This window comes from Verrucomicrobiia bacterium (assembly GCA_035574275.1).
Classification (GTDB): domain Bacteria; phylum Zixibacteria; class MSB-5A5; order DSPP01; family DSPP01; genus DSPP01.
In genome coordinates this window covers 16,129-28,112 of record DATLYY010000011.1, presented here as the reverse complement: position 1 = coordinate 28,112, position 11,984 = coordinate 16,129, and the positions used below count along the sequence as shown (strand labels likewise).

11 protein-coding genes are annotated in these 11,984 nt (G+C 52.7%); 8 read left to right on the top strand and 3 right to left on the bottom strand.

The window, feature by feature from the left end; translation table 11 throughout:
• The 8 genes from VNL73_02530 to VNL73_02495 all read left to right on the top strand — a co-directional run.
• On the top strand, positions 1-558 hold a 558-nt coding region (locus tag VNL73_02530; GenBank protein ID HXF48287.1), incomplete at its 5' end, for a TlpA disulfide reductase family protein.
• A gap of 566 nt (positions 559-1,124) precedes the next feature.
• Complete coding sequence (thyX, locus tag VNL73_02525; GenBank protein HXF48286.1) at positions 1,125-1,943, top strand: FAD-dependent thymidylate synthase; 819 nt, start codon at positions 1,125-1,127, stop codon at positions 1,941-1,943.
• Positions 1,944-2,118: 175 nt separating this feature from the next.
• Positions 2,119-2,505: a hypothetical protein gene (locus VNL73_02520; protein ID HXF48285.1), complete on the top strand. Its 387-nt coding sequence runs from the start codon at positions 2,119-2,121 to the stop codon at positions 2,503-2,505.
• Between the two features lie 13 nt (positions 2,506-2,518).
• Positions 2,519-3,103 (top strand): hypothetical protein, encoded by a 585-nt coding sequence (locus tag VNL73_02515; protein HXF48284.1) that lies wholly within the window; start codon positions 2,519-2,521, stop codon positions 3,101-3,103.
• A 71-nt stretch (positions 3,104-3,174) separates the two neighbouring features.
• Complete coding sequence (locus tag VNL73_02510) at positions 3,175-3,534, top strand: hypothetical protein (protein ID HXF48283.1); 360 nt, start codon at positions 3,175-3,177, stop codon at positions 3,532-3,534.
• Between the two features lie 17 nt (positions 3,535-3,551).
• Positions 3,552-4,001 carry a hypothetical protein gene (locus VNL73_02505; GenBank protein HXF48282.1) on the top strand — a complete coding sequence of 150 codons (450 nt, stop codon included), beginning with the start codon at positions 3,552-3,554 and terminating at the stop codon, positions 3,999-4,001.
• 60 nt (positions 4,002-4,061) lie between these two features.
• Positions 4,062-6,779, top strand: coding sequence for a vitamin B12-dependent ribonucleotide reductase (locus VNL73_02500; protein HXF48281.1), 2,718 nt, complete (start codon positions 4,062-4,064; stop codon positions 6,777-6,779).
• 167 nt (positions 6,780-6,946) lie between these two features.
• Positions 6,947-8,080: a DUF362 domain-containing protein gene (locus tag VNL73_02495; protein HXF48280.1), complete on the top strand. Its 1,134-nt coding sequence runs from the start codon at positions 6,947-6,949 to the stop codon at positions 8,078-8,080.
• Between the two features lie 10 nt (positions 8,081-8,090).
• Here VNL73_02495 and VNL73_02490 read toward each other — a convergent pair whose 3' ends face one another.
• The 3 genes from VNL73_02490 to VNL73_02480 are packed head-to-tail and all read right to left on the bottom strand — an operon-like array spanning position 8,091 to position 11,319.
• A complete protein-coding gene (locus VNL73_02490) occupies positions 8,091-9,233 on the bottom strand; it encodes a ribonuclease H-like domain-containing protein (protein ID HXF48279.1) in 1,143 nt (380 codons plus the stop codon).
• A complete protein-coding gene (locus tag VNL73_02485; GenBank protein ID HXF48278.1) occupies positions 9,230-10,120 on the bottom strand; it encodes a HEAT repeat domain-containing protein in 891 nt (296 codons plus the stop codon). Before VNL73_02485 ends, VNL73_02490 begins: the two co-directional genes overlap by 4 nt.
• Positions 10,117-11,319 (bottom strand): hypothetical protein, encoded by a 1,203-nt coding sequence (locus tag VNL73_02480; protein ID HXF48277.1) that lies wholly within the window; start codon positions 11,317-11,319, stop codon positions 10,117-10,119. The genes VNL73_02485 and VNL73_02480 overlap by 4 nt, the downstream gene beginning before the upstream one ends.
• Positions 11,320-11,984 lie beyond the last annotated feature (665 nt).

Sequence of the window (11,984 nt, the reverse complement as noted above, 5' to 3'; positions counted from 1 at the left end):
GGGTTTCAAACCCGCCCCTGCATTGCAAAAGCGATGAAATTCGTCCGAATCTGGATTATCGTATTCGCGGTTCTTCTTGCCTGCGCCAAGGCGCCGCCGAAGCGGGAGCCCTTGGCAACCGTGGTCACCACGGCGGATTTGCGGACGCGGCTTTTGGAATTCAGACAAAAACCGCTGGTGGTCAATTTTTGGGCCACCTGGTGCGGCCCCTGCACCACCGAAATTCCGGATCTGGTAAAATTTTACCAGTCCATTGACACCGCCCGGCTGAAAATGATCGGCGTTTCGGCCGATTTCTTCGTAGTCGGGGATTCGGCCAAACTGGCCGCCAAGGTGGAGGATTTTCTTTCCGCCAACAAGGTCTCCTATCCCAACTTCATCTTCAACGACCCGGTGGACAGTTTGGCCAATCTCTTCAATCTTTCCGGTATCCTGCCCGAAACAATTATTTATGATTCGGCCGGCCGCGAGGTGTTTCGCCACCAGGATTTGATAACGCTTTCGGAGTTGCAAACCGCGCTCGACAGTTTGCAGGGGCAGAGTAATCAGCCGCAATAAACGATAACAAACACGCTTGTCGTAAAATTTTACACCAAATTTCTAATTAGCAAAATTCATACCGACTGATTGTTATCAACAAGTTATCAACCACAATATTTTGTGGTATTTTTTTAAGAAAATCCTTGACAAGAATGTCACAATTCGACAAATTGACTTTTTGCCGACATTAGTTTGGCTTGGCCCGAAAACCCGTTCATGGCGGGCTTTGGGGTCTGTTTTTCCCCTGTTTAGACGCAGGGGAGCCGGTGCGGTTGCCGTCCAAGCCCCTCGAATGTGTGTGGGGCGGCTGGAATCGAACGATTCAGGGTGGTGAGCCGAGCCGGGTTGGCCTTTCGGCCTTCTTATAGGAGGGGGAGGACCGAAAGGCATAGCCAAATAACCGAGTCCCCCTGCCCTTCGGGTCGAGACCCCCGGGGTCCGACGCAAATGCCGGGGGACTTGTCATCTTTGGACGGAGAGATTGGTAACAGAAAAGGACAGGACAAATAATTGTAGGGGCGAGGTTGCCTCGCCCCGGGCGGGGAGACCCCGCCCCTACAATGACCGTCGTAGGCGGCATTTAAATGCCGCGCCGGGTTAAAACCCGGCCTACGATGGTCGTTGTGGCGGAAGAGGACGGAAGAAAAGTTCATAACCTTGGTGAAAGGAAACCGTATTTTATGTTAGAGGAGAAAACCGTTTTGGAACAGCCGGAAAAGAAGGACGTAGTCAAACCCAGCGGGGAGCTTTTGGTCACGTTGATGTCCATCACGCCCCAGGCCGAGCAGGTGATTGAGCAGGCCTGCCGCACCTGCTATTTATCCTTTCACCGTTACAACCCGCCCGCTTCCACCGAGGAGCTGATAAAGAAAATTTTGCGCAAGGGGCACCATTCCGTTCTGGAGCATGCCCACGCCACCTTTCGCATCAAAGGCGGCTCGCGGGTTTTCACCCACGAGCTTATCCGCCACCGCTTGATTTCCCCTTCGCAGGAGAGCCAGCGCTACGTGCAGTACGGCAAGACCCGCCCGTTCGACTATGTGGTGCCGCCGTCGGTGGCGCAAACGCCGTATGCGGAAAAGTTTATGGAGCTGGCTTCCGAAACGCAGCAATTTTACGAGGAAATGGTGAAAGGGGGCGTGCCGAAGGAGGACGCCCGCTATATTTTGCCCAATGCCACCACCTCGGAAATCGTCATTTCCGCCAATTTTAGAGAGCTGCGGCATCTATTCAGCGTCCGGTGCACGCCGTTTGCCCATTGGGAAATCCGCAAGGTTTGCGTGGAGATGTGCAAGATTATGAAAAAAGAGGCGCCGGTTTCCTTCTGGGATTTTGTGGTGAACGAGGAGAACAACACGGTGACGATTCTGCCGCCGGAAGAGCCGAAGGAGGAGAAGACCTAACCCCCGGCCCCTTCCCGACACGGGAAGGGGGGAAAAGCGAAAGGAAAGAATGGGACGCACATTACAAAAACCAATGTGCGCCACCGCGCGAGGGTCGGATTGAATGTAGGGGCGGGTTTGAAACCCGCCCAGGGCGAACACAAGGTTCGCCCCTACAAAAAACGGAGAAAACAGGATGAGCCCGGTTGAAATGAAAAAGGTTTTTGAAGATTTGCGCGACGAAATCAGTTTAATGGCGGCGGGGGTTGGCCCGGAGAAAACGATGATAAACGAGGTCTGGGTGGAGTTGAAATATAACCCGGTCATCCGCCAGTTGGGGCTGCATTTGGATTGCAACACCGGCACCTTTGAAATTTCGGAAGGGCAATACAGTCCGCGAGCCGTCCCGGAGCAAAACCCCATCACCGGCGAGCTGGCCTTGGCGCCGCGGTTTGTTTCCGGGGCGTTGATGTTGAAAAAGTTGGATTCCGTTTTGGCGCTCATCGACGAGCGGGTTCCCCTCGACACGCTTCGGGACAAGCCGCAGCCGGAGCAAAAGCCGGTTTTGCAGAGGGCGAGTTGAACGAGGAAGGAGAATGTGGAAGATGCGAGAATTAACAGCTTTGCAGAGAGCACTGTTTGGCATTCCCGGAAGATGTAGAAGGGAGCAAAAGGAAAATAGTCAGACTGCAGGTATGAACCGCATTTTAGGTCGTGTGGGAGTGGAAAGAAAACGAGAAGGAAAAATGGAGGATAAAACTATGGAACGGAGACGAGCTTTATTGGGGTCACCATTTTTGCCTAGAACGCACAATTCTGAAGTAAGACCAATTCTTTCAAGACTTTTGCATGGGCGCTCCTCGAGTAATATTGGGCATGAGGGGGAACGATGCGTTGTTAACGAGCTCAGATCAATTGGTTATGAACATACTAATTGGAATACCCGTTTGTCGGGTTCGACAGATATTGAGGCTTGGACTGATAACGGTAATATCTTGATAGTTCAAGTAAAATCTGCGGTTTATCCGAACCGGCCCGCAGAATTAACAGCGGAAGAAGAACGGAATATCGTTTTGAAAGCCAAGAGGCTGGGAGGTGAGGCTTATTTGGCCCAAGTTCAGTTGGACCTTCGGTTGAATCAAGTTGGCCGAATAAGGTGGACTAAACAGATGGTGTTTTGAAAAGCTTCAAAGCTCAAAACTATTAAAGATGCTTAACTCTGGAGAAACGCAAAAGTAGGAGGAATTTTGGAATGAAGGAATTTGACTTTGATAAGTTGAGACGAGCGCAGGCGAGGCTTTTGTCTCACAGGCAAAATCTTCCAGAAGGGTTTTATGTTCCTGAAGCATATGTTCCGGAATACCATGGCGCACTTAAGCATCTTGAGGACTTGGACTTGGATGTTGACGAGTTTAAAATACCCGAGGATGCAATACTTATTTTGAAACAAAGCCTTGGTTTTAACATGGATACAGGACAAGAACATTACAGCACCCGTCGCGTAGTAGAACGCTCGTTTTTTATGATTAAGCTTGATGCGGTTCTGAATTATCTTGGTTTACTCCTCCGCGAAGAGCCGAGAAAGCCAGGGTTTCAGAAAGAGATGCGCTGACCTTGGGAAGGTAAAAAGTGGCATGGAATTTTCTGGATTTTAAAAAGGGGATGTTTTGGGTTGTTTTCGGCGTTTTGATTTTTGCCGTTTCCTTAACAGCCCAAGCCCCTAAATCGCCTGCCCCAGTCCAGTCAGCCAGCGAGGTGGGAAGGTATGTTTTTTGGTCGGCCGACCTTAAGGATTACGCTTGGTTCGGTTTTCTGGATACTAAAAGAGGCAGGGTGTGGATTTATGTAGGGGATTCTTCGAGGACATGGTCATATCGTGACTTGAATGCAGATGCTAGAGGGCAAGTTGCAATTGATAATTTGGATCATTTCCTTAGGCGGTGGAAAGGCTTAAAGGACGGACTCTTAAAGGAATTAGGCGACACAGCCAAAGTTAGAAAAGAATATGAAAAATTAAAAAAAACTTTTGATGATATGACCGAACGGGAAATACAGCGAATAAGAGAACACGAAAAGTAAGTGAAGATTGGGAACAAACGAGGGATTTTTGGCGATAAACATCTATAGGAGGGAGGGTTAATGACCCCTGAACAGGAACAAGCTATGGCAACAAAAACACAAAACGGACTGCGGCTGGAACGGTACTTTACGGAAGAAGGCGTTCACCCCTTCGACACCGTAACTTGGGAAAAGCAGACCGCCGTCATCCGCGGGGCGGACGGTAAAGTCGTTTTTGAGCAGACGGAAGTGGAATTCCCAAATTTCTACTCCCAACTGGCCATCAACGTGGTCGTCTCCAAATACTTCCGCGGCAAACTGGGCACAACGCAGCGGGAAACAAGCTTGAAACAGGTAATCAGCCGGGTGGTCAACACCATCCGGGACTGGGGGGTGAAGGACGGATACTTTGCCACGCCGAGCGATGCGGAAATCTTTGCGGACGAGCTTACCCATCTTTTGCTTTTCCAAAAAGGGGCCTTCAACAGCCCGGTCTGGTTCAACGTCGGCATCGAGCCGGTGCCGCAATGCTCCGCCTGCTTCATCCTCTCGGTGGAGGACACGATGCCCTCGATTCTGGACTGGATTAAAACCGAAGGGATGATTTTCAAGGGGGGCTCCGGCTCCGGGATTAATTTATCCACCATCCGTTCCTCACGCGAACATCTGGCGGGAGGGGGGCTGGCCAGTGGCCCGGTCTCCTTTATGCGCGGGGCGGACGCCACCGCGGGGGCCATCAAATCGGGCGGCAAAACCCGCCGGGCCGCGAAAATGGTGGTTTTGAACGTGGACCATCCGGACGTTCTGGAATTTGCCAACTGCAAAGCGGTGGAGGAGCAGAAGGCGTGGGCTTTGGGTGCCTCCGGCTTCGATATGACCATCAACGGCGAGGCCTGGAAATCGATTCAGTTCCAGAACGCCAACAACTCCATCCGGGTGACGGATGAGTTTATGAAAGCGGTGGAAGCGGACGGGCCGTGGAATTTGAAAGAGGTTAAAGGCGGCAAGGTTATCGAAACCGTGCCGGCCAGGGAAATTTTGCGCCAGGCGGCCCAGGCCGCCTGGCAGTGCGGCGATCCGGGAATGCAGTACGACACCACGATAAACTCCTGGCACACCTGTCCGGCCAGCGGGCGGATCAACGCCTCCAACCCCTGTTCGGAGTATATGCATCTGGATGATTCGGCCTGCAATCTGGCCAGTTTGAACATTATGAAGTTCCGAAACAAGGACGGCGAGTTCGACCCGGAATCGTTCGCCCGGGCGGTTGATACCTTCATTCTGGCGATGGATATCATCGTCGATAACTCCAGCTACCCGACGGAGAAAATCACCAAGAACGCCAAGGCATTTCGGGAGCTCGGCTTGGGGTACGCAAACCTCGGCGCGTATCTGATGAGCCGCGGGCTGCCGTATGATTCGGAGGAAGGGCGGGCGGTGGCGGCTTCCATCACGGCGCTTTTGACCGGCGAGGCGTACCGGATGTCGGCCCAAATCGCCGAAAAGCAGGGGCCGTTTGAGGGATACGAGAAGAACAAAGAGGCGATGTTAAACGTGATTGCCAAGCACGAGCTTTCGCTGGAAAACGTAAACGCCAAACTGGTGCCGCTCAACCTTTTTTCCGCCGCCGAATTGGCCTGGAAGGAGGCGCACGAGCTGGGGCGGCAATATGGCTACCGCAACTCGCAGGCGACGGTAATCGCCCCCACCGGCACGATTGCCTTTATGATGGACTGTGACACCACCGGCATCGAGCCGGACATCGCGCTCGTCAAATACAAAAACCTGGTGGGGGGCGGGGTGATGAAAATCGTCAACCAGACCGTGCCGGAAGCGCTGAACTACTTGGGCTATTCCAAGGAGCAGGTCGAGGATATTGTCAAGCATATCGAGGAGACCGGCACCATCGAGGGGGGGCCGCATCTGAAAGCCGAACATCTTGCGGTTTTCGACTGCGCCTTCAAGGCGCAGAACGGGACGCGCTACATCCACCATATGGGGCATTTGAAAATGATGGGGGCGGTGCAGCCGTTCATCTCCGGCGCCATTTCCAAGACGGTGAATATGCCCAACGAATCGACCGTCGAGGACATCATGGACGCCTTCATTCAGGGCTGGCATTTGGGGCTGAAGGCGCTGGCGATTTACCGGGACGGCTCCAAGCGGACGCAGCCGTTGGTCACCGGCCTGGAAAAGAAGGCCGAGGGCGGCCCAAGGCGCAAGCGTCTGCCGGATGAGCGGCGGGCCTTCACCCACAAATTCTCCATCGCCGGCCACGAAGGATATATCACCGTGGGGCTGTATGACGACGGCAACCCCGGGGAAATTTTCATCACGATGGCCAAGGAGGGGTCGACCGTTTCCGGGTTGATGGATTCCTTCGCCACGGCCATTTCCCTCTCGTTGCAGTACGGCGTGCCGTTGAAGACGCTGGTGGAAAAGTTCACCCATATGCGCTTCGAGCCGTCCGGCTTCACCAACAACCCGGAAATCCCGATGGCCCGCTCGATTATGGACTACATCTTCCGCTGGATGGGAAAGAAGTTTCTGCCCCCCGACCAGCAGCCGGAGGGATTGACGGTGACAAGGGAAGAGAACGGCGAGACCAAGGCGGAGGCCACAGCCAAACCCGCCGGGGCGAAACCGGTTCAAACCAGGGCCGGGGACGCGGCGCAGAAGCAAGCCGCTTTTCAGAACCAGATGGACGCGCCGCTCTGCTCCGACTGCGGGATGATTATGGTGCGCAACGGTGCCTGCTACAAATGTTTGAACTGCGGCGGGACTTCGGGCTGCAGTTAAGCCCGAAGTCGGGGGAGCCCGCGGCGTCAGGCCGATAGGAATAGACCTTTAGCAGCCCCCACACCTGACGCAACGTTTGAAAGCCCCGTCCCGGAAGGGATGGGGCTTTTTGTTTGGCATTCGGAGATGCTTGAATTGGGCACTTTCGGGGGTATATTATACAGGTTATGGGTAAATCAACCGTATGGGTTTTGGATACGCGGCCGGAGACGGTCGTTGCGGATTATGCCAAACTGCTGAAGCAATCCGGCTTTGAGTCGGCCGTTTCCAGAGACAAAGAAACCTTAATCAAGCTGAATTTATCCTGGACCAAGTTTTTTCCCGCCTGCTCCACCCAGCCCTGGCAGTTGGAAGGGGTGGTCAAATACATCTCCGACGCCGGCTATCCCAAGGAAAAACTCTGGGTGGTTGAAAACAAAACGGTGGTTACCGATCCCCGCAAGGGGGCGGAAAAAAACTTGTGGATGCCGATTCTGGAGCGCTATGGGCTGAAATTCAACCCCCTGCCAGAGCAGGAATGGCACGTTTACAACTTCAAATCAAAGCTTTTGAAATTGCCGGAGTTATTTCCGCGCGGAATTGAAATCCCCAAGATTTATCCCGGCAAACAGATTGTCCATCTGCCGACTTTGAAAACGCACGGACATTCGACGACGACGGGCGCCATCAAAAACGCCTTTGGCGGGCTCTTGAAGGAAGTGCGCCACTACGCCCATAAATACATTCACGAGGTCTTGGTCGATTTGGTTTTGATGCAGAAGGAACTGCATCCCTCCGTTTTCGCCGTGATGGATGGCTCGGTGGCGGGCAACGGCGCCGGCCCGCGCACGATGGTGCCGGTGGAGGCAAATCTGATTCTGGCCTCGGCCGACTCGGTGGCCATCGACGCCGTCGCCGCCCGGATTATGGGTTTCGACCCGATGCAAATTCCCTATCTGGCGATGGCTGACAAAATGGGACTGGGAAATGCCCAGAAAATCAACGTCGAAGTTTTAGGCAAAGATATTTCCAGTTTGAATCTGAACTTCAAAGTCGGCAAAAGCTTCGTCATTTGGGGGGACCAGATGTTGCGTCGGGGGCCGCTCCGCTTCTTGGAAAAACCGGCTTTGCATTCGCCGCTGATGGTCTGGGCGCCGGCGGCTTCCAACATCTACCACGACTGGCTGTGGTATCCTTTGATTGGAATGCCACGGGTCTGGAAGTTTATGAACACCCCCTGGGGGAAGCTCTGGAAGTCCTACCAGCGCCCGGCTCCGCCCACTTCCCAGCCAGTTTTAGAGCCGAAAGTCAGACCGGCTTAATTAAAAACAACTACCGGGAAAGTTTTCCTTCCAGCCGCTCTCTGCGGCGGGCAAAGTCGGCCTGCAGCCAGGAATTGGAAATCGGGTAAGATTTTGCCGCTTGTTGCGCACAGGCGAAGGCCGCCGGATACTCCCTTTTTCGATGCTCATAAAACATCGCCAGCTCTCGCAAAGCAAAAAGGCTTTGGATTGGAAAAACCGGCTGCTCCGATAGTTTTTGCCACAAACGGCAGGCGGCTTCCCAGTTTTTTTCCTTCTTGTAGCAAAGCGCCAGTTCAAATGCCGCTTTGGCATCTTCCTCGGTTCTGATTTCCTTTGCTTTCTTTTCCAGGACCGGCCGCGCTTTTTCCACGCTTCCGGCTTTCAACAAAAACCGCCCCAAGGGAGCTTCCAAACCATTCACTTTTTCCGGGTATTCAATCCAATGGGAAAAGAAAAGCCCCAAGGCGGCCGTGGCGGCCAAATCCTTCAAATTGTGCGCCAGAACTTTTTTCAGGGGGTAGGGATTGCCGGTAATCAGAAAATCGAAATAGGTTTGCGGAATCAACTCCCCCGGAATGTCGCCGACCCTGGGCCGTTTGAGCAATTCACCCTCCAGATTCGATAGCGAAAGGGGGGAGATTTGGTTTTTGAACAGCCGCCGGGCGATGAACAGAAAATCGAGATGTTCTTCCGGAAGGGCCGGCCGCTGCTTGTTCAGCAAATACCGGGTTTCCAAAAGGGGCCAGTCAAAGGCCCGGCCGTTGTAGCTGCCTAAAAGGGTTTTTAATTTCAGCTTTTCAGAAAGATGCGAAAGCATTACCGGTTCGTAAGCAAAATCGGGTAAAAAGATTTGCGAGAGCTTGAGGCCGCTGGGTCGAATTTCAGCCATTCCCAATAGAAAGGCGAAGTTTCCGCTCCCCCCGGAAAGCCCGGTGGTCTCCGTGTCGATGACCAAAAGGTCTTTCCAGTGAAAGCTTTTGCTTTCGCAAAGATAGAAAAGCTCGCGGGCAATTTCCCCACCGGCATCTACTTCATCCGGCGGCTTTTGTGGAAAGAACGCCTGCTCGAAGGAAAGAAAGCGCTCAAAAAAAACGGCTCCATCCAGCACCTCCCCTTCCAAAATTTCAGCCAAATCGGTGCTGGTGAGTTTTCGGGTGGCGGAGGGCATCATCTGTTCAGCAATTCCTCTTGTCGGGCCTTGACCAAAAGCTCCCCTTCGCGGTGCGAAGATAAAATCCGCCGGGCCGCCGGGGTATCGATTTGGGAAAGTGCCTCTATGGCTGTTAGTCGATCGCTCCAGAGCTTGCTCTTGAGCATTCGGGAAAGACGGGGGACGGCCGCGCGGGAGCGAATTTTTCCAAGCGCTTCCGCCGAAAGCTGGCGCACCATCGGAACTTCGGAATGGAGCGATTTTAAGAGGTAGGGAACGGCCGTTGAATCAAATTTTGCCAGAGAACTAACAGCGGCAAAGCGCACGCCATAGTATTCGTCCTGCAGAACGTCAATCAACTTGGACAGGGTCGTTTTGTCTTTCAGAAACCCCAATCCCGCAGCGGCCTGCGTGCGGACAAAATTGACCGAATCCTGCAGGGCTTTCAAAAGTCCCTCTTTCACACCCCGCCCACCGCATTTGCCGAGCGCCACGGCCGCATAACCCCGCGCCAAAATATCCGGATGGTCGAGCACTTTCACCAGGTGTGGTGTGGCGCGGCTGTCCTTCAGTTCCCCCAAAATTTCGCAGGCGATTTTGACCACGTCGCGATTGGCATTCGTAGTCGCCTCGGCCACAGGCATTACCGCCTCCGGCATCTTTCCCAAGATATCAATAAGCGTGCGCCGTTCCCGCGCATCCCGGAGGGTGAGTTTTTCCACGAGATACGGAATGGCCTCCGGCATTTCCCGTAACGCTTTTTTGGATGGTTCGTTCAATTCCCTGAACTTCAATTGCCCGGATGAAGCCCGCAAAAAAAGGGAATCCACCTTTGCCCGCAGGGTATCGGTTTCTGCAGAAATCGTTTTGAACGAAAGAAGGACGATGACAAAAGCAAATCGTCTCACTTCTTCACCTGTGCCGTGTCCAAGGCGCCGAACTCTCCATCCACCCCTACTCCCCAAGCGGTTTTTTCCGGTTTCCAAATTCGATTTTCACCGCCGTTACCGTCATAATGGTCAACTCCGCCGCAATCGAGGAAAACGGCAATGGAGCCATATTCCCGGCGGGGATTGCCGACGCCTTGGGTATTGCTTTTATCTTTCACATAATATCCATCATTTCCGGCCCCATCCGCCAGAATACCGAATCCATTGGCCGAGCCATAGGCCTGCGAGCCGTCCGTTGCCACGTAATTGTCATTTCCGGACAAATCAAAAAGCATCCCGGCTCCCAAATCATGCCCGCACCCCTGCGAAACTCCTTTGGAAAAGTAGAAATCGTTACCGGAAGAATCGACCAGACATCCCAAGCTCATATGCACCCCGGCCCCCTGCGCATACTGCTGGGCCAAATAGCGGTCGTTTCCCTTGAAATCAACCAAGGCCCCCAGTCCCCACCAGTAGCTTGACCCTTGGCCGAACATATCCACGTTATAGGAATCATCCCCGTCATAGTCAAACAAAAACCCCATTCCGCCGGAAAGGTCGGGGCGCAGGCCGGTGGCGTAGCCCTGTGACTCGGACATGTACCGAATCTCACCGGATAGCCCGATCAGTTCTTTGTATTTTCCACCGGCAAAGTAATTGTCGCTTCCGTTGGCATCCAAAAGCGCTCCCACCCCGCGCACGAAGCCAAAACCCTGGCTGGCCCGGGCGGCCTGATAGCGGTCGTTGCCGCCGTCGTCCTTCAAAATTCCGATGCCGAACCCGCCCGCCCCTTGCGTGAACTGGTCGCCGATGTAGGTGTCGTTCCCCGCCTGATCCCACAAAAATCCATAACCAAAGAACCCGCACCCCACGGAAAAGTTTTTCCCTTGATACAAATCATCTCCGGCCACATCTATCAGCATCGAATACCCAAAATTCCCGCACGCCAGAGCATAATCCTCCAAGGCAAAGTATTTGTCGTTGCCGCCCAAATCGATGATTATCTGATTTTCAAAGTTCGGCCTGCGGGAAAGCTCATAGGTGTCATCCCCACCCAAATCAATGATTAGGGCGTAATCCCCTTTGTAGTGGTTCGGGCCGGTGCCGCCGATGATTGCACTGTGTTGCTTATCTTCCCAGATTATTTCGTCCTCCGCTTCCAAATACGATTTTGGCATGTTTCTGAGTGAAGCTAAACCACGGTTAAGGCCTTCAAGGAACGCTCCCACGAATAGTTGCGGCAGAAGGTTATACCGGTTTGGGCCAGAAAGTGTAACAAACTCTCGAGTCGTTTCTTCCTCGTGTTTCTGGATGCTATCCTGTTGGTCAACGGACAACCCTCCTTCTGAAGTATCTTCAAGAATTGCTTGTACAAATCGATTTTGGATGAATTCAATTTCCTCCTTTTTATATTTCAAGGAAAAAAACGTTGACCATTCCTTTGCCTGCTCAGTAGTACCCAATAAAACAAAAAATGCATCTTTTAGGGAGTAATCGTATTTTAGTTTCCCTTTAAGTTCAAAATTTTTAGTTTTATTCATTAAATCCTGTTTCCTTGCTTCAATATGATCTTGATAAAGATTTCCACTAAAACGGTAAGGGTCAGTGGAGAAAATGTCCCCAGCTAATCTTATGATTGTTTCTATAAAACGAAACTCCAACTTGTCGGAGCTAGCATTTTGTAAGACATTATATGGAACTTGAAGTGGGTTGAACATAAGGTGATTTGTATTAGTTAAACGCGCCGAATCAATTTCCCAATAGTCCGTCCTGAAAGTGAAATCCTTGTAAGTCAACTTGGCGGCAGAAAGTGCGTAGTCGAAGCCCCGCTTTATTTCTGGAG